This window comes from Cytobacillus sp. FSL K6-0265 (assembly GCF_038003465.1).
GTDB lineage: Bacteria > Bacillota > Bacilli > Bacillales > Cytobacillaceae > Cytobacillus > Cytobacillus stercorigallinarum.
Genome location: NZ_JBBOPE010000001.1, coordinates 836,329 through 855,154 on the forward strand (window position 1 = coordinate 836,329; position 18,826 = coordinate 855,154).

An 18,826-nucleotide genomic window follows, 5' to 3' on the forward strand; every position below is an offset into this window, starting at 1 on the left:
GACCACGGAGGAATCTGTGGTTTTTTCTATCGGATTTTTGAAGAAAGCTTACTTAGGAAGCAGATTGGTTTTAGGAAGGCGTATGCATCAAGTTTTTCGATTTTAAAAAGAAGATGCATGCCCTTCCATTATAGTCTACTAAGACCATACACCATCTCAAATGGAGAGCGGGTGATTAGATTGTGCTTTAACTTTTGCCGCCAATCATTTTCCAAAAGTGCCAAGATGCTTTGGACATTTGCTTTTCTTTAAGGCGCAAAAACACGGGTTCCATCTGATATTCATAAGATTGTATTGCTCGAACTTCGATATTTTCAAACAGCTGTGGAGAATTGTCCATTTGCGGAATTATTGATATTCCAAGGCCTTTACTAACAAGTTGGATGGCCATCATCACATCTTTACATTCAATAATGATATTTGGAGTTAAATTTCTTTCTTCAAAGGACTTAAGAATATTTTCCGTGAATGTCAAACCTTCTAGTGCTCCTAATAAGATGAAAGGAAAGGAAGCAATTTCTTCAAAAGTCGTACTGTTAGGAGACAGTTGATCTGCCCATTCACTTGGTATAATCGCTACACAAGATTGTTTGTTCAAACTTTTTATTTCGTATTGTTCATTATTCGTTGGTCTTAATAGAAAGGCCATATCGATTTCTCTTTGGTCGAGTCTTTTCAATAATTCTTCGGTATTTCCGTTTAGAATACTGATTTTGACATAGGGAAATTCTTCCCGATACAAGCTGATATAATCAAGAAGCAGATTTGAACAAGAAGAAGATACCCCGATTCGGACAGTTCCTGCATCTCCTCGTTCGATTTCTTGTATTTGTTCTTCTACTACGTGCATTTCCATTAACATTTGTGTTGCATATTTGTACAAGATGTTTCCTGTCTCTGTTAACTCCCATTTTTCCCGGTAACGATGAATTAAGGTAGACCCTAAGTCGGTTTCTAGCTTCTTTAAAACTTGGCTCAAAGGCGGTTGCGCCATATGTAGGACTTTTGCTGCTTTAGAAATACTACCTTGTTCGACGATGGTTTTATAATATTGAAGCTGTCTAATATCCATTATTTTAACCTCCTAGTCATATGTAATTTAATATAACTAGTTTATCATATATATATTTTTTATATATTTGTTTCGATGATAAAATGAGTAAGTGAAACATTGAACAATTTAGAATCGGGTGAAACAAATTATGGCTAAACGACTAGTTCTTTATGTACTAGGCTTATTTTTTTTATCGCTAGGCGTTAGTTTTTCTATTCAAGCAGATTTAGGGGTTTCACCAGTATCATCATTACCTTATGCGTTAAGTTTAAGTACTGGTGTGACAATCGGTATAATGACTGTCGCTGCGAATATTTTATTCATTATTGTTGGAAGCATTTTGACTAAATCATTTATCGTTAAAGAGGTTGTTGGTCAACTGATTATTTCGTTCTTATTCGGTGGATTTATGGATTTAACGTTGCTTTTAGTACAACTTTTTCCAGCACCACAAACAATGGGGATGAAAATTATCTTTCTGATAATCAGTTTATTTGTTGTGGCAGTAGGTCTGTTAGGATATTTTAATGCTAAGTTACCACTTATGCCTTATGATGCCTTAACATATGCGATCAGTGCGCGTTTTAAGATGATTTTTAGTAAGGCGAAAATTACAAGCGATTTATTGAATGTCTGTGTCGCTGGTGCGGTTTGTCTCATCTTTGTTCATTCACTAGGAGCTATCGGGGTTGGTACAGTTATAGCGGCTTTCTTTATTGGTAAGATTCTTGGTTGGATGACAAAATTATGTGAAGTACCGTTAAAAGAATGGTTATGGGCAGAACCACAAGAGGAATTAAGTAAGGTTAACTAAGGGGTTATATAAAACATTTCATCATAACCAGTAAGGGAGGGGATGCCCTGCTGGTTATTTATTAGTTAAGAAAGTTATATTGTTGTTTATAGTTAAAGTGCAAACGGGCAATATAACCGTTTGCATTTTTATTCTCCTTCTTCTTTATGGGCTCCTTTTAAGGCAACAATTACTGCTGTTGTAGATGGCACGAAATAGTGCTTTTCTATCAGGTAATAATCGTAAATTCTGCGTTGACAATTTTATGGGCAGCCTAATTAATACCGAGTACTATTGGGCCTGGCCCCATCGGTTTATCAATGGGTGCTTCCCTATCAAATGATGGATTTTTTTAAAAAAGTAATATTGAAATAAAAAAGTCTGAAAGAAATGACAAGACGAACAAATTCTATCAATTAGGGTTTGTTCGTCTTTTTTTAAAAACGCGTAGTTCTAGCTTTTATGTTGAATTGGTTATACTATTCAGAGAAGTTGTTGTTACAATAAAGAAAGCACCTGAAAACTGTTTTTAAAAAAAGGTTAAAACGGGTTAATGATTTCTAACATCATATCTTCAATAAGTAAAAAAGTGCATAGGAGGATGAAACCGTGTATCAACTTAAAACAAAAGAGACAGATGAGGATGTCATGAAGTTTATAGAAAGTGTTGATTCTTTGAAGAAACGAGAGGATGCGTATCAGTTATTAGATTTATTCACTGCATCAACAAATTGCCAAGCTAAGATGTGGGGAACGAGTATCATTGGATTTGGCAAATATCATTATCAATATGAATCAGGGCATTCCGGAGAGGCTCCATTAGTGAGCTTTTCCCCGCGAAAAGCCAAAATAAGTATTTACTTAGCAGCTGATGATCCTAATCGTGAAAGGTTATTAAATGATTTAGGGAAGTATACTACTGGGAAGTCATGTGTATTCATTAATAAAGTTGCTGACATTAATCAGGCGACATTGTCACAACTTATCAATAGTTCAATGAACTATTTACAAAAGAAATACCCTGTTTAAAGTCACTGTTTAATAGGTTTTTTATTCTTAGCGCCATAGGAGGGAAAATGAACAGAATCAAAACGAACGGTTGGGATATGGCAGCTATTTTATGTATCTGGTTATTACTCTACTTTTTTAATATCAATTTGAGTATTTGGCTTTTGATTATATCAGGATTGTTCGCCTATTTTCTTGCTAATCTAATAAGAACGATTAAATGGATAAGGAAAGGAAGATAATGATTTCTTTATAAAAAAAGGCATCCCCTTTAAGGGGGGATTTGAATCGGTGGAGTTGAAGAAAATGAAAGAGGAGATGGGGACGAACTACAAGCTGTTTATACTTGGATTGGCTACTAAAAGATATGAATCTTCATGTAGCGATGTTACCAAACAATCTGCCTCAGCTTTTATAACTTGGTGTTACAGAAAAATAAAGTATCAATTCTTCTCAAAGGAAAAACTAGGGAAGTCATGATGAATCATCTCTTTCCTAGTTCGCCTTGTCCATGTCTTTTTCTGCCCATCAGTTACAACCAAAATGTTTCGCCAATGAGTAATTTTTTTAGTTGATTTGGATCTAATTGTTGCTTGTCCCATTCAGCATCCAGTCTAGCAATAGCTTCTGGTCCGGTATCGTCTGCTAAATGATAAGTACCATAATGCATAGGGATAAAGGTAGTGCCATTTAATTCTATATATGCTTTCACTGCATCTTCTGGGTTAATGTGACTGACTTTCATAAACCATTCTGGTTCATAGGCGCCAATCGGCATTAATACGGTTTCGATATTAAACTTTTCGGCAATCTCTTTAAATCCACGAAAATAACCTGTATCACCGACAAAATAAATAGAGTGTGGCTCATTTTCTATTACCCAACCACCCCAATGAGAGGTATTCGTATCTGTTAGCGTTCTTTTCGTCCAATGTTGAGCGGGTACAAAAGAAAGGGACAACGAATTTAGTTTAAAAGAATCATACCAGTTCGCTTCAAATATATTATGGTATCCCCGTTTGTTAAAAATTTTTCCTAAACCAATTGGTACATAGAACGTGGGGTCCCCTTTTAGTTTTTTGATGGAGGGAAAATCTAAATGATCAAAATGGCCGTGAGAGATTAAGACAATATCGATGTCTGGTAAATCAGTTATAGAAATACCGGGTGCTGTTAATCGTTTCCCGAGACCCATACGGTTTGCCCAGACAGGATCAGTTACGATATTTAATCCATCTATTTGAATGAAAAAAGTAGAATGACCAATCCATTTAATCGAAGCATCTTTTCTATTTTTATTTAATTGTACAATTTCTTTTGTTGGCGATTGTTCGATTTGAATAGAAAGATCTTTTTTATTTTGTCTTCGTTCTTTTTGCCAGCGACGAAAATCATTGAATGATTTTGTGTTTTCTATATTATCTAGATTGAAAAAACGTTTTTTGCCTGTCATTCTATCCCTCCAACTCATTTCCCTTTAAAACATGTGTTAGCAATCATTATATCTGTCTATTTTTTGATATTAAAGTTTTTGTATTAATTGAACCCCATTATTTTAAACTCATGAAAGAAACTTAAAGTTGTGTAGAGGCACAAAATGAAATTCTGATCAAAAACAGCTCCCAGTGGATTTTTATAAGGGTCTTGTGTATTCGATGGAATAGATGAAGCTTATGAATGCAACTCTTGGCGTAGGAGTGATGTATATATTGTATTTCTTTTAGTAAGCATAGGACAAAATCTCCTTACGTAACTTTTAGTATGTCTAAGTGAAAGGTGCGTGAGCCGCGCTGAAAAGAGTACAAGTAAATCAAGTCGTATTTTATTCGATAAAAGCATCAACGATTAAACGTTTCATTATTTTAGACTGTGTGACTGGCACAGCGTTTTATTATGTGATTAAAGCTATTTCGACTAGTATGATACTTGCACTTATTGGTTGTGTTGTTGGGACGGAAGGAATTAAAAAAGTGAAAAGAGAAACGGATAGGAAGCTGTAGAGGATACTAGTGTATGGTCTTTTAACTTCGTTCTTTTTTCTGTGCTAAATTAGAGTAGAGAATGTTCTATGTTATTCCTATCACTCAAAAAACAAAGTACTATTCCAATATTAAATAAGTTGGTTACACTATAAGTATTAACTAAAAGGGAATGTATATAATGAATGACAAAATCAACCGTAAATTGAAGAAGCCGCTTTATAAACAAATTGCTGATGAAATAGAGAATGGAATCTCTAATGGTACTTTTCCTGCTGATAAAAATCTACCATCGGAAAGACAGTTAGCTAAAACTTTTCAAGTAAATAGAAGTACGATTGTTGCTGCTTATGATGAACTGGAATCAAAAGGGTTGATTGAACGAAGAATCGGTAGTGGTACAGTCATAAGTAAAGATATTTGGGGCATGACAAAAAAGCGTATGCCAAGTTGGAACAGATATATTGAAGCGGGTTCGTTCTTACCTAATTTGCCGATTACGCAAAAAATTCGAAAGGAAATGGAAAAAAGAAAACTTATCAATATGGCGAGTGGTGAGTTGTCAGAAGATTTATATCCAACCGATATTTTAAGAGAAATTACCCAAACGCAATCGTTTATTGGTAGACTAGGTTACGACCATCCTCAAGGTAGTGAAGCATTAAGATACATTATTACGAAACATGTGAGAGAATACAGAAATATTCAAACAACACCAGCCTCTATCCTTGTTACTTCTGGAGCACAACAAGCCCTGCATCTTGTTGTGCAATGCTTATTAAAACCTGGTGATGCTGTTGTGATTGAAGATCCTTCTTATCATTACAACTTGCCCATTTTTAAATCAGCAGGCATTCAAGTCTATACCCTATCAGCACTAAGCAATAAGGCTCTTTCTGCCGAGCTTCTTTCATTACATAAAAAACACCGAATTAGTATGATATTTTTAAATCCAGCATTTCAAAATCCAACAGGGAGGCTGCTTAGGAAAGAGCAATTGCAAGAGATTTTGGATATTTCATCTGAGTATGGCATCCCAGTGATTGAAGATGATCCATACAGCTTAATCGCTTTTAATAACAATGATGTCTCTACATTGAAATCGATGGATCAAAACGGAAATGTATTGTACATCAGTTCGTTATCAAAACTAGTGGCTTCTGGTTTAAGGATTGGCTGGATTATCGGGCCGAACTCGGTAATAGAAAGATTATCGGATGCAAAGCAGCAGATTGATTTTGGTCATGCTAGCTATACACAATGGATTGCTAATGATTTTTTGGAGTCAAAGCATTTCCCAATCCATTTAGATTGGATCAAAACAGAACTAGTGCAAAGAAGAAACGAAGTGGTTGCTAGTTTAAAGAGATATTTAGGAGATCAAGTGGCTTTTACTATCCCTCAAGGTGGGATTCATATTTGGTGTGAAATAAAAAGAGACGTTGATGAAATAAAGTTGTTAGAGAATGCCATTAAGCAAGGCGTGATTTATTTTCCTGGAATGATGATGGGATCAAAGAAGTTATTTGTTCGGTTTACCTTTGGACGAGCGAATGAAGCACAAATAAGAACGGGTATCCAACGTTTTAGTGCCGCATTGGCACTTACTTAAATGAAGTGGATGGTAAAAAAACAGATGAATTGGATGGTCATTAATATGCTCTTTTCAATTAAGATAAAGGAGAAAGCGAAATAAACAAAAAGGAGCATAAAACATGATCATATTATACGGCGTAATTATATGCATCCTATTGATTGCAATTATTGCTACCCTATTGATTACGAATAGGAGTGACGATAATTATCAATCATCTTCACGAAAAAATAATCGAAACTTAACAATGATTTATATAGTGGTGATTGCTTTGTCCATCATTGCTTTAGCTATATATATTGCTTATGACTAAAAGTTTTAGGAGGACCAAGGCATGACATGGACAATGGGTTTTGTATTAATACTAGGTATTTTAATCAAGATGATTACTAGCCCACCAAGCGCGGCTGTTGCATGGGTATTAAAAAAATATGCTATCCATCAAGAAATAAATGAAAAAGAGATTACATTAGAATATGATAACCATCTGATAGAGGGAGAGTTTAAGGAGAAAATAGTTGCTATGTATAATGAAGCGAGTTTTTTGAAGAGAATTCATATTTATCCTGGCAACGAACACTTATTTATGCCACAAAATCAAAATACAGTACCCTATCATATTTGTTATAGTAAAGGAAAGAAAAAGATACAATTATACCTTTATATTGAAGAAAAACATATAACTGTTGTTAAACAAACGAAGAAGAAAGTAATTGCCTATCATTTGGATAATGAAAAGTTGTATACTGAGTATGAAGAAAACCGATTATACTTAAATAGTAAAATACAATAAAGGGAATAATTTTTGTTGTCATAATCCTTGTTTTATTTTTTCCATAAAGGGTAAATGGAAAAGTAATAAGGAAGGTGGCTATAAAGATGAGTAGAGAATCTGTTAAAAAAGAACAAAAGAAAAAAATAGAACAAGATCCTCATGTTGATCCATTACCACTTGAAGATATTGAACTAGAAGTAAAAGAGGAAAAAGTAGGCAAGAAACAAAAAAATCAATCGAGTTCATCATCGAAGAACAAACATGATTATAGTAGTAACTAAATAGATGTTAACACAAGGTTTCTCACATTATTTTGAGAAGCCTTTTTTAAATGCTGAGATTCTTCATTATTTCATTAGTGAACATCAGCAAACAGAAGAAGTAACGATATTGAAAAGAGGTCCCATTTTTATTTAGCGGGATTTTTTCTTATTGAACAGAATATATGTTGTATTACCTTTTAAAAAAAGGAGTGATAGATAGTGACAATATTAAATATAGAAGAAAGAATGAAGGCGTTACACATACAAGGATTAACAATAACAACGATTAAAAATAAGAAGATCTTTCAAAGTGAACAATATAGAGTGCGTAATAAACAAGACCAACTTCCTGTTATGGAAATACGATGTTTAATGTCTGCTCTATAAGTAAATTGCTCACTACAGTCTTAACTTGCAAACTAATAGATGAACAGCACCTCCAACTAGATACACCAGTAAATGAATTGCTTACAAGATGGACAATACCCTCTAATACACTCTCACCCAGCCTCACCCTTAGACAATTATTAAGTCACCAATCAGGTATCATTGATCCGCCAAATAGTTTTTTACCCTATCAAAAACGTTGGGGTTACCCTACAGTAGAACAACTTTTTCTTGGGAAAACTGAATATTGTCGAGAGCCTATTATCAGACAAGAGAATCAGGTGGGGAGATTTCATTATGCAGATGCTCATTTTTGTTTGATAGAGAAGTTAATAGAGGGAGTCACAGGTAAATCTTTCCCGATATTAATGGAAGAGAAGATATTGCAGCCACTGGGTATGACGTGTAGTACTATGAGATTACTTATGCGAAAAATATTTCTCAAGGACATGATAGGAACGGAGCAACAGTGAAAGAGAAATACCCGCATGATCCTTATCCAGCTGCTTCAGGGTTATGGTCAACATCTCAAGACATTAGTATGCTGGTGATTGAACTCATGGATGCAATCGTAGGGGATAGTAAGCTCGGCCTTTCACCCCTAACTATAAATGAAATGTTTACATCACAGGGTGAGTGTAAATGGTTAGGACTTGGCTGCTTTTTAGGAAGTACATCCAATGGATTTGAATTGAGTTCCCTTGGTTGGGGAATAGGCTTTCAAAGTTTGCTTGCTCTATACCCGAAAAAGAAGGAAGGGATCATAATTTTGACGAATACTGAGCTTGGCGTTCATCAAAGGGATGGGCTCATCGGTGAAATTTATCGGGCATTTATAGAGAAAAAGTAAGAGGATTAATAAAGAACGCACCCAAAATACAAAAAATAAATTGATGGTATATTTTTCATATGTTACAATATATTGGTTGTGAAAGGAGAGAAACGAGATGAAAAGTAAACAAATTAAACAACTTTCTCTCGCATCATTGCGAGACAACTGGGGTAAGGGTGTATTGCTCTCATTCTTATATTTTCTGATTACGTTCATCCCCCAATTTATTATGGGAATACTATTAATTCCTTATCCTGAATGGGAGTATGCTACAGGATATAATTTAATCAGTATTGCGATTAGTTTAATCTTAATTCCATTTGGTGTAAGTCTTGCATTGTCGTACATTACATTAATCAGAGGCTCTAAGCTTCCAGTGGAGGAATTATTCACAGGCTTTAAGTATATGAGTTTCTTAAGAGCGTTGGGGTTAATGATTTTACAAAGCATTTATACTTTCTTATGGTCCTTATTATTGATTATCCCAGGCATCATTAAATCGTTTTCCTATTCCCAAGCGATGTACATCTTACGCGATCGCCCAGAATTATCTGTGAACAAAGCGATAACTGAAAGTCGAAAAATGATGAAAGGTCATAAGTGGAGATATTTTTGTTTGAATTTAAGCTTCATCGGTTGGGCTTTTCTATGTATCTTAACGCTTGGAATTGGATATCTTTGGCTCGGCCCATACTTTTTAACAGCGCATGCACACTTTTATGAAGATTTAAGAGATCGAGAAGTTGCTGTGAAAGAAGCAATTATATAATTTGTAGAAGACCATCATCTCATAAAGATGTTGGTCTTTTTAACTTTTATCTAATTTACTATATATACATGAGGTTTTCTTCTTATATCAGTAGGGAACACTTTTAATCTGGATACAGCAAGTATCTAGCTTTCTTTTTTTTGTGCAGAAGATGCTTTATAATGAATGAAGCCAATGATGAACAATTAAGACAGGTATTTAGTATAATGGCTTCTTTTACCTGTTTCTATTATTAATGGATAGACATGAGCAATGAAGAAGGAGTTGATCTTAGTGATCAAACAATCAATCCTACCAGCTATTCGTAATATGAAGGATTTCGAGAAAGTCATTTCATCACAATATGAGTATATGATTTTACTGGATTCTCACATTACGCAAATAAAAAGTGTTGTAGCAACAGCTAAAAAGCATAATAAAAAAATCCTTATTCATATGGATATGATTGATGGATTAAAAAATGATGAAAGTGGCACTTTATTCGTTTGCCAAGAAATAAAACCAGCTGGGATTATTTCAACAAAAAGACAAGCGATTATTACAGCTAAGAAAAAAGGGGTGCTAGCCATTCAAAGGCTTTTCTCGATTGATACCCTCGCGTTAGAGAATGGACTAGAGTTATTGAAGAATACGAAGCCTGATTATATTGAAGTATTGCCCGGTATTATTCCTGAAATCATTCGTGAAGTTCATAAGAAAACGGATATAAAAATAATTGCTGGTGGCTTGGTGAGGGAGAAATCAGAGATTGAATCAGCCCTTAAGTCCGGTGCTATTTCTGTTTCAACATCTAACAGAGATTTATGGGAACTATAATTAACTGCGATCTTTTTCTACTTGCAACAGGTTGGTAGAAAAAGATGGCTTTTTTTATTGTCTCAAAAAAGTTGCATTTTCTATTCGCTGAAGAAATATAATGACTTGAAAGGGTTCTCATCTTTTAGTCAAATTTATTTCTCTACACACTGTATCTCATCTTTTCTGATACTTTTTGTAGTGTTCCCACATCGATTCAAAGGCTGTGAAAAGTGGTAAAACGATCTTACTTGTTGCTACTAACTGCTCGGTCTGGTGATTTTTCTTTACATGTCTCTTATCTTATTCTTCTAAAAAATTTAATTATTTATTTGCAATCGTTTTCATTTTATTATAATATTGTTCGTACAAGTTAATTTATTTTGTCGGAGATATAGAGAGGCATGCGAAATAACGTTTGGTCGTTATTTTCTTTCGCATGCCTCTTTTTGTTTTCTCTTGAAAGGCTAATGTAAAAAAAGTAGTTTGATAGTCTATTAAATGATTAGGAGGATTACTAAATGTCTGATATTTTTATAGGAGAGCTAATTGGCACTTTCATATTAGTCGTATTCGGTGTGGGTGCTGGGGCAAATTTGAATTTAAACAAGACATTTGCTAATGGTGGTGGCTGGATTGTCACTTCATTTGCATGGGGATTTGCCGTCGCGTTTGGTGTCTACGTTTCAGATTTCTTTGGTGCGGGTGGTCATCTCAATCCAGCGGTGACACTGGCGGCCGCTTTAGCCGGTAGTATTGAGTGGGGTGCTGTTGCTTATTATGTATCAGCTCAAATGATTGGGGCATTTATTGGTGCAGCGTTTGTTATTCTATACTTTTATCCACACTGGAAAGCTACAAGTGATCAAGGCACGAAACTTGGCGTTTTCTCAACAAGCCCAGCGATTAAAAATACGCCATTTAACTTTATCAGTGAAGTACTCGGGACATTTATTTTAGTCTTTGGTTTGAATGCCATTGGGTTAAATTCATTTGCTGAGGGACTAAATCCTCTCATTGTTGGATTCTTTATTGCCGCAATTGGTATGAGTCTCGGCGGAACAACAGGTTATGCGATAAACCCAGCTCGTGATTTAGGCCCGCGTCTTGCCCATGCCTTACTACCGATCCCAGGTAAAGGATCTTCAGACTGGGGCTATGCTTGGATTCCAGTTGTAGGTCCATTAGTGGGGGCTGTTCTTGCCACATTCGTATTTCAATCTTTATTCTAAAAAATAGGGGGATGCCGAAATGACAAAAAAATATATCTTATCACTAGATCAAGGAACAACAAGTTCAAGAGCGATACTTTTTAATAAAGAAGGTCATATTGTTGGTGAATATCAACGCGAGTTTAAACAGCATTTTCCAAAGCCAGGCTGGGTTGAACATGATGCGATGGAAATATATGCGTCCATCCTATCTGTGATGGCTGGTGTGATTAGTGAAAACAATGTACAGGGGAGCGAGATTGCCTCTATTGGCATCACTAATCAACGGGAAACCACTGTCGTCTGGGATAAAAATACGGGATTGCCAATTTATCATGCGATTGTTTGGCAATCTAGACAGACGAGTGAAATCTGTAACGAATTAAAGGAAAAAGGGTTAAATGATACTTTTCGTTCGAAAACGGGCTTATTAATTGATGCATACTTTTCAGGTACAAAAGTAAAGTGGATATTAGACAATGTTGAAGGAGCACGTGAGAAAGCAGAAAATGGCGAATTGCTTTTCGGAACGATTGATACATGGATTATTTGGAAGTTATCTAACGGTCAAGCACATGTGACAGATTATACGAATGCATCAAGAACATTAATGTATAATATTTATGACTTAAGGTGGGATGACGAATTATTGGATATTCTTACAGTACCTAAGTCTATGCTGCCTGAGGTGAAATCAAGTTCTGAAGTGTATGTGGAAACAGCGAAAGAGATTTTTGGCGACATCACGATTCCTATTTCCGGTATTGCTGGTGACCAACAAGCTGCTTTATTCGGCCAGGCGTGTTTTGAAAAAGGCATGGCAAAAAATACGTACGGCACAGGGTGCTTTATGCTCATGAATACAGGGGAAAATCCAGTACAATCAGAAAATGGTTTACTCACAACTATTGCATGGGGACTGGATGGTAAGGTAGAATATGCATTAGAGGGTAGTATTTTTGTTGCCGGCTCGGCTATTCAATGGTTAAGAGATGGTATGAGAATGATTAAGACTGCCCCGGAAAGTGAAGACTACGCAACGCGCGTCGAATCAACTGATGGTGTTTATCTTGTACCTGCATTTGTTGGACTTGGGACACCATATTGGGAGAGTGATATTCGAGGAGCTGCTTTTGGCATGACGCGTGGAACGACGAAGGAACATTTTATTCGTGCCACATTAGAGAGCCTCGCGTATCAAACAAAAGATGTGTTAACAGCAATGGAAAGTGATTCAGGTATTGAGCTGAAGAAACTACGTGTCGATGGTGGCGCTGTGAAAAACAATTTCTTAATGCAATTCCAAAGTGATATACTAGACACTATTGTTGAACGCTCAGAAATTAATGAAACAACGGCTTTAGGAGCTGCGTATTTAGCCGGCTTAGCTGTTGATTTCTGGACAAAAGAAGAAATTATCAATAACTGGAAAATTGGAGATTCCTTTGAAAACCAAATGGAATCAAACAAGCGTGATGAATTATATAACGGTTGGAAGAAAGCAATTAAAGCAACAATCGCCTTTCAATAAAACAAGTTAATATAAAATGTTGGAGAATGAGAGACCGCAAATCACCCCTGTACATAAGGGCTATTTGCGGTCTTTTCTTTTATCCAAGGAAGGATGGACAGAAGATGAATAGAAACGCAAACTTAAACGAACTGAAGAACAAAAAATTTGATTTACTTGTACTCGGAGGTGGGATTACTGGAGCTGGAATTGCTCTTGATGCCCAGTCACGTGGCTTAGATACAGGACTAATTGATATGCAGGATTTTGCTGCTGGCACAAGTAGTCGCTCGACAAAACTTGTTCATGGTGGGCTACGTTATTTAAAACAAATGCAAATAGGTGTTGTGGCAGAGGTCGGTAAAGAAAGAGCCATCGTTTATGAAAATGCACCCCATGTTACCAATCCTGAATGGATGTTGCTTCCGTTAATTAAAGGAGGTACATTTGGACCGTTTACTACTGGTATTGGATTAAGAGTTTACGACTTTCTTGCAGGTGTTAAGAAAAGTGAAAGACGGAAGATGCTATCTAAAGAAGAGGCAATGAAAAAAGAGCCATTACTTGTAAAAGACACCCTGAAAGGTGCAGGTTACTATGTAGAATATAAAACGGATGATGCCCGTCTTACACTTGAAGTCGCTAAAAAAGCAGATGAACTCGGTGCAACCTTAGCAAACTATGTCAAAGCAGACGACTTTATTTATGAAAATGGCAAAGTCATTGGTGTGAAGGCAGTCGACGTATTATCTGGCGAAGCTTTCCCTATTTATGCGAAAGAAGTTGTCAATGCTACAGGTATCTGGGTAGATGGGCTAAGGAAAAAAGATGGCTCTCTAAGCGGTAAGAAATTATTTCATACAAAGGGTGTCCACTTAGTATTCGACCAACAAGACTTTCCGTTACAAAACGCTGTTTACTTTGACACACCAGATAAAAGAATGGTATTTGCCATTCCACGTAATGGGAAAACATATTTAGGCACAACAGATACTAAATACGAGGGAGACCTCGTAAATCCAGAAATGACAGAAGAAGACCGAGACTATCTACTAAAAACAGTAGAACTTGTTTTCCCAACATTATCACTGTCTAAAGACCAGATCGAATCACATTGGGCGGGTGTTCGTCCACTCATCTACGAAGAAGGAAAAAAAGAATCCGAAATCTCACGTAAAGATGAAATATTCTATTCGGATACTGGACTCATCACCATTGCAGGTGGCAAACTAACAGGCTACCGCAAAATGGCTGAGAAAACAGTTGATGTTGTCGCAGAGAGATTAGGAAACAACCAATCATGTCAAACAGATCACATCATTTTATCAGGCGGTGAAGTAGGTGGTTCTAATGGCTATCAGTCTTTCGTGGAAGAACAAATAAAGAATGGTAAAGCAATCGGCTTTACAGAACAAGAAGCAAAGCGCATAGTCGAACGCTATGGCTCTAATGTCAAACAAGTATTCGAAATCGCTAAAAAAGCTAAGGGCGAGCATGATAAAGTCAATCTATCCCTTGAAGCCTATGCTACATTAATCTATAGCCTTGAAGAAGAAATGACTGAAACCCCAACCGATTACTTTATGCGACGCACAAGCGCCATACTGTTTAATAAACAATGGGCAATGAAATATAGTGAAGCAGTTGTGACATTTATGAGTGATTATTTTGCTTGGGATGAACAAATGACTGAGAAAATGAGAGCAGAGTTGCAAGAGGAAATGAATAAGGCATGATTCTAATTAGTAGAAGTACGTATGGATTAAAGAGCTGTGCGTGCTTCTTTTTTAGGAAAGAACTTAAAGAGCTTTCCCGACTTTGTATATGCAAACTGTTTTACTCGATTCAAAGTCCCTGGGCTCGTTGTTAAAAATCAGTAGAATAATAGCGTCATCGTAAAAGAAGGAATCGATGCTGAAAATCTGGTGAGCAAAAAAATGAGCGAGTCAAAAGCCGGAATCGATGCTTAAAAACCGGTGAGCAAGAAAATGAGCGAGTCAAAAGTCGAAACCGATGCTAAAAAACCGGTGAGCCAGGAAATGAGCGAGTCAAAAGTCGGAATGGATGCAAAAAAACCGATGAGCCAGAAAATAAGCGTAGGAAAAGTCGGAACCGATGCTAAAAAACCGATGAGCCAGAAAATGAGCGAATCAAAAGTCGGAATCAATGCTAAAAAACCGGTGAGCAAGAAAATAAGCAAGGCAAAAGAGGGAATCGATGCTGAAAATCCGGTGAGCCAGAAAATGAGCGAGGCAAAAATGGGACTCGATGCAAAAAAAACGGTGAGCCAGAAAATGAGCGTATCAAAAGAGGGAATCGATGCTAAAAATCCGGTGAGCCAGAAAATGAGCGAGTCAAAAGTCAGAACCGATGCTAAAAAAACAATAAGCCAGAAAATAAGCGAGTCAAAAGTCAGAACCGATGCAAAAAAACCAATGAGCCAGAAAATAAGCGAGTCAAAAGTCAGAACCGATGCAAAAAAACCAATGAGCCAGAAAATAAGCGAGTCAAAAGTCAGAACCGATGCTAAAAAACCGATGAGCCAGAAAATGAGCGAGTCAAAAGTGGGAATCGATGCAAAAAAACCGATGAGCAAGAAAATGAGCGTATCAAAAGTCAGAACCGATGCTAAAAAACCAATGAGCCAAGTCAAGTCCTTAATATTGTGTAAAATTCTAAACCACTGTTTTCAACTATTAATTAGTGATATGATTTATCCCCTTACATTTTTTGAGGGAATCTTCCATGGTTCTATTCCTTCATAGCCAGGGTGGGATGTCAAAGGCTCCTCACTTTGACAGTCCACCCTGGCTATGAAACCATCTATAATGGAAGTTTCACTCAAATGTAGAGGCTATTTGCATAAGGATTTTCTCTTTTGGTAAACCGTTTGTTGATAATGAAGTAAGACAGCTCCCACTAAACGAAAAGCGGACTGAGTGTTAGGAAAAATCCGTATGACTCTTTCCCTTCTACGAACTTCTTGATTTAACCGTTCTAATGAATTCGTACTTCTTATATGAGGCCAAAGAGCTTGTGAATGTCCCATATATTGAATGGTATCTTCAAAGCCTTCATCAAGGATTTTTAAGGCGTTTGTGAATTTAGGATTTTCACCGAATTGGTTCATAAGTTCCTCTTTGAAATTCCTCATATCCTCTATAGTTACCGCTTCAAAAATCCGCTTGACCATCGTCCTAATTTCACCAGAATCTTTCTTTGGGAGTTTCTCGATAATATTACGTTTAAAATGTACATTACATCTCTGCCAGCTAGTGCCGATAAACTCCCGTAGAATTGCTTTTTGAAGACCTTGATGAGCGTCTGAAATAACGAGCTTTGGAGACTGAAGTCCACGGGATTTAAGCTGTTGAAAAAATCGACTCCAGCTATCATAGTTCTCAACATGATCAACTTGAAGGCCAAGAATCTCACGAGTGTTTTTATCAGTCAGGGCGGTCGCAATATAAATCGCTTTGGAGACAACTCGATGGTGCTCGCGCACCTTAATATACATAGCGTCCACAAAGATAAAAGGATAGTAGGAGACATTAAGTGGTCTCTTGGCCCAGTCGTTAACGATAGGATCTAGCTTTTGAGTAAGAGAGGAAACAAAAGACTTTGAAACGTTCTCCCCACAAAGCTGTTCCACAATATGTGTAACCTTACGAGTAGATATACCATTAATCACCATTTCGACCATTGAGATAACGAAGGCTTGATCACATCGTGCATATTTTTCAAAAACGGAAGTTGAAAATTCACCATTTCTAGTGCGTGGTACTTTAAGTTTTAGCTTCCCAATACTCATCGTAAAATCACGTTCGTAGTAGCCATTACGATAATCTAAACGGTCAGTCGTGCGTTCGTAACCAGCAGCTTGTATATATTGATCTCTTTCTTTTTCCATGTATTCATTTAATACAAGGACAATAGCAGATCTAACCACAGTATCAATATTTGAGTTTATAACGGCTTCTTTTAAAACATCCAAATCTAGGTTAAACTGTATTTGAGTCATTCTTATTCCTCTTTCATTGTTTATCGTCGTTGAAAACAGTGTTGACAAGAAGGAATAAAATGACTCTTCTTTTTACACAATTATATGGACTTAATCATGAGCCAGAAAATAAGCGAGTCAAAAGTCGGAATGGATGCAAAAAAACCGATGAGTCAGAAAATAAGCGTAGCAAAAGTCGGAACCGATGCAAAAAAACCGATGAGCCAGAAAATGAGCGTATCAAAAGTCGGAATCAATGCTAAAAAACCGGTGAGCAAGAAAATAAGCAAGGCAAAAGAGGGACTCGATGCTGAAAATCCGGTGAGCCATAAAATAAGCGTAGGAAAAGTCGGAACCGATGCTAAAAAACCGATGAGTAAGAAAATAAGCGAGTCAAAAGTGGGACTCGATGCTAAAAAACCGGTGAGCCAGAAAATGAGCGTATCAAAAGCCGGAATCGATGCTGAAAATCCGATGAACCAGAAAATAAGCGTATCAAAAGCCGGACTCGATGCTAAAAAACCGATGAGCAAGAAAATAAGGACCGCAAAGCTGACACTGTTGTCATCGCATGCTCTTTCTTAGAAAAAACCGAATCTAGAAATAGAGGCACTTAAATTTTGAAGCGCAAAATGACTGAGATAGAATCCCGTGTCTTTGTACTTTCAGAAAAGCTCTTTACAAAATTATGTTCTATGTGCTATATCTTCCTCAAATAAAAGTTTAGTTAATCACATGACAAAAAAGGGGCTTGGAATAAAATAATTTCCAAACCCCTTTCGATTAATCCATAATTGCTACTAAACGTCCTGTCACTTCATGACGTTCTAAACGAGCTAATCCTTCACCAATTTCATCAAATGTGATTTCAGAAATGGCTGGATTGATATCGCCTGAAGCCATTAATTTATATACTTCTGCAATATCGTATTTATCTCCACCAACACTTCCAAGTAGGCTGGCTGCTTTTAAAATAAGTGGATCAGTATTAATAGTCGATTCTAGTTTCCCCATACCTACTAATACTACTTTACCACCGGGTGCCACAACATCGATTGCGCCAGCTGTTGTTGTGCCAAAGCCTGCATAATCGACAACTAAATCTGGTGCAATATCGGCTAATTCTTTAATATCTTCAAAGACATCTTTTACACCAATTTCTTTAGCTAATTCACGTGCTTTAGGGCTTACATCTACTGCATACGTTTCAATGCCAGCAACAACAGCTGCGCGAGCAGCAATTTGGCCCAATCCGCCGATACCAATTACTGCAACTTTCATTCCTGGTTTAGCTTCACCACGTTTGAACATTGCGTGATAAGAAGTCATTCCTGCATCGGTGCCAGCTGCAGCTTGTGCATAAGTCACACCATCAGGAATGGGAACAAGGTCAACTGCAGGTGCAGATACTTTATTTGAATAGCCTCCATCATAACCATATCCAGGTCCCATACCAACTAAGCTAATAGGACAAACACCCACACGATCTCCTACTTTGAAATCGGTTACACCTTCACCGACTTCAGTAATTATACCTGCTACTTCATGTCCCATAATGATTGGTTTTTTCTCAATAATATCCATCCATTTTGGATCATTCAGAGCGCCTACATCAGAATGACAAAGTCCAGCTGCCTTTACATCGATAATCACACGACCCTCAGTTGCTACTGGATCTGGTTTTTCTACTAATTTTAATGGTACATTGGTTGCTGTAAATTCCCAGCCTTTCATATTAACCCCTTCTTTCTATAAGTTTTACCATGGTTCTCACCTAGGATTCGCCAATTAAATTGAAATTATAATTGTACATTGTCGACAATATAAATTATAACGCTATTTATGTAATCTGTATA

At 36.7% G+C, this 18,826-nt stretch carries 21 protein-coding genes; 17 read left to right on the forward strand and 4 right to left on the reverse strand.

What is annotated here, in order from left to right:
- Window positions 1-187: 187 nt before the first annotated feature.
- Window positions 188-1,072 carry a LysR family transcriptional regulator gene (locus MHH73_RS04295; RefSeq protein WP_191815496.1) on the reverse strand — a complete coding sequence of 295 codons (885 nt, stop codon included), beginning with the start codon at window positions 1,070-1,072 and terminating at the stop codon, window positions 188-190.
- Window positions 1,073-1,202: 130 nt separating this feature from the next.
- Here MHH73_RS04295 and MHH73_RS04300 point away from each other — a divergent pair, with 130 nt between their 5' ends.
- The 3 genes from MHH73_RS04300 to MHH73_RS04310 all read left to right on the forward strand — a co-directional run bounded on the left by MHH73_RS04300 (window position 1,203) and on the right by MHH73_RS04310 (window position 3,097).
- Complete coding sequence (locus tag MHH73_RS04300; RefSeq protein WP_191815494.1) at window positions 1,203-1,868, forward strand: YczE/YyaS/YitT family protein; 666 nt, start codon at window positions 1,203-1,205, stop codon at window positions 1,866-1,868.
- A 588-nt stretch (window positions 1,869-2,456) separates the two neighbouring features.
- On the forward strand, window positions 2,457-2,876 hold the full coding sequence (locus tag MHH73_RS04305; protein WP_341064980.1) for a DUF1801 domain-containing protein: 420 nt from the start codon (window positions 2,457-2,459) through the stop codon (window positions 2,874-2,876).
- Between the two features lie 47 nt (window positions 2,877-2,923).
- Entirely contained in the window at window positions 2,924-3,097 is a 174-nt protein-coding gene (locus tag MHH73_RS04310; protein WP_341064982.1) for a hypothetical protein, read from the forward strand.
- A 290-nt stretch (window positions 3,098-3,387) separates the two neighbouring features.
- Here MHH73_RS04310 and MHH73_RS04315 read toward each other — a convergent pair whose 3' ends face one another.
- Window positions 3,388-4,308 carry an MBL fold metallo-hydrolase gene (locus tag MHH73_RS04315; protein ID WP_341064985.1) on the reverse strand — a complete coding sequence of 307 codons (921 nt, stop codon included), beginning with the start codon at window positions 4,306-4,308 and terminating at the stop codon, window positions 3,388-3,390.
- Between the two features lie 707 nt (window positions 4,309-5,015).
- Between MHH73_RS04315 and MHH73_RS04320 the strand changes: the two genes are divergently transcribed.
- The 13 genes from MHH73_RS04320 (at window position 5,016) to MHH73_RS04375 (ending at window position 15,735) form a co-directional block, all read left to right on the forward strand.
- On the forward strand, window positions 5,016-6,446 hold the full coding sequence (locus MHH73_RS04320) for an aminotransferase-like domain-containing protein (protein ID WP_341064987.1): 1,431 nt from the start codon (window positions 5,016-5,018) through the stop codon (window positions 6,444-6,446).
- 103 nt (window positions 6,447-6,549) lie between these two features.
- Window positions 6,550-6,741 carry a hypothetical protein gene (locus MHH73_RS04325; protein WP_341064990.1) on the forward strand — a complete coding sequence of 64 codons (192 nt, stop codon included), beginning with the start codon at window positions 6,550-6,552 and terminating at the stop codon, window positions 6,739-6,741.
- Window positions 6,742-6,762: 21 nt separating this feature from the next.
- Window positions 6,763-7,221 carry a YfmQ family protein gene (locus tag MHH73_RS04330; RefSeq protein WP_341064992.1) on the forward strand — a complete coding sequence of 153 codons (459 nt, stop codon included), beginning with the start codon at window positions 6,763-6,765 and terminating at the stop codon, window positions 7,219-7,221.
- 86 nt (window positions 7,222-7,307) lie between these two features.
- Window positions 7,308-7,484: a hypothetical protein gene (locus tag MHH73_RS04335; protein WP_191815479.1), complete on the forward strand. Its 177-nt coding sequence runs from the start codon at window positions 7,308-7,310 to the stop codon at window positions 7,482-7,484.
- Between the two features lie 201 nt (window positions 7,485-7,685).
- Complete coding sequence (locus MHH73_RS04340; RefSeq protein WP_191815477.1) at window positions 7,686-7,853, forward strand: hypothetical protein; 168 nt, start codon at window positions 7,686-7,688, stop codon at window positions 7,851-7,853.
- The gene (locus tag MHH73_RS22450; RefSeq protein ID WP_191815475.1) at window positions 7,832-8,326 is read left to right on the forward strand and encodes a serine hydrolase domain-containing protein; all 495 of its coding nucleotides are present in this window, start codon (window positions 7,832-7,834) and stop codon (window positions 8,324-8,326) included. Before MHH73_RS04340 ends, MHH73_RS22450 begins: the two co-directional genes overlap by 22 nt.
- Window positions 8,323-8,703: a hypothetical protein gene (locus MHH73_RS04345; protein WP_191815473.1), complete on the forward strand. Its 381-nt coding sequence runs from the start codon at window positions 8,323-8,325 to the stop codon at window positions 8,701-8,703. Before MHH73_RS22450 ends, MHH73_RS04345 begins: the two co-directional genes overlap by 4 nt.
- 97 nt (window positions 8,704-8,800) lie before the next feature.
- Complete coding sequence (locus MHH73_RS04350; RefSeq protein ID WP_191815471.1) at window positions 8,801-9,454, forward strand: DUF975 family protein; 654 nt, start codon at window positions 8,801-8,803, stop codon at window positions 9,452-9,454.
- Between the two features lie 273 nt (window positions 9,455-9,727).
- Entirely contained in the window at window positions 9,728-10,270 is a 543-nt protein-coding gene (locus tag MHH73_RS04355; RefSeq protein WP_404826103.1) for a glycerol-3-phosphate responsive antiterminator, read from the forward strand.
- Between the two features lie 500 nt (window positions 10,271-10,770).
- Entirely contained in the window at window positions 10,771-11,481 is a 711-nt protein-coding gene (locus MHH73_RS04360; protein ID WP_191815467.1) for an MIP/aquaporin family protein, read from the forward strand.
- A gap of 19 nt (window positions 11,482-11,500) precedes the next feature.
- Entirely contained in the window at window positions 11,501-12,991 is a 1,491-nt protein-coding gene (gene glpK / locus MHH73_RS04365; RefSeq protein WP_191815464.1) for a glycerol kinase GlpK, read from the forward strand.
- A gap of 104 nt (window positions 12,992-13,095) precedes the next feature.
- The gene (locus MHH73_RS04370) at window positions 13,096-14,706 is read left to right on the forward strand and encodes a glycerol-3-phosphate dehydrogenase/oxidase (RefSeq protein WP_341064997.1); all 1,611 of its coding nucleotides are present in this window, start codon (window positions 13,096-13,098) and stop codon (window positions 14,704-14,706) included.
- 252 nt (window positions 14,707-14,958) lie between these two features.
- Entirely contained in the window at window positions 14,959-15,735 is a 777-nt protein-coding gene (locus tag MHH73_RS04375; protein WP_341064999.1) for a hypothetical protein, read from the forward strand.
- Between the two features lie 89 nt (window positions 15,736-15,824).
- Here MHH73_RS04375 and MHH73_RS04380 read toward each other — a convergent pair whose 3' ends face one another.
- A complete protein-coding gene (locus MHH73_RS04380; protein WP_341065002.1) occupies window positions 15,825-16,991 on the reverse strand; it encodes an IS256 family transposase in 1,167 nt (388 codons plus the stop codon).
- Between the two features lie 96 nt (window positions 16,992-17,087).
- On the opposite strand from MHH73_RS04380, the gene MHH73_RS04385 reads away from it, so the two are divergent.
- Window positions 17,088-17,555, forward strand: coding sequence for a hypothetical protein (locus MHH73_RS04385; protein ID WP_341065004.1), 468 nt, complete (start codon window positions 17,088-17,090; stop codon window positions 17,553-17,555).
- Window positions 17,556-17,753: 198 nt separating this feature from the next.
- Here MHH73_RS04385 and MHH73_RS04390 read toward each other — a convergent pair whose 3' ends face one another.
- Window positions 17,754-18,704 carry a zinc-binding dehydrogenase gene (locus tag MHH73_RS04390; RefSeq protein WP_191815457.1) on the reverse strand — a complete coding sequence of 317 codons (951 nt, stop codon included), beginning with the start codon at window positions 18,702-18,704 and terminating at the stop codon, window positions 17,754-17,756.
- Window positions 18,705-18,826: the final 122 nt, after the last annotated feature.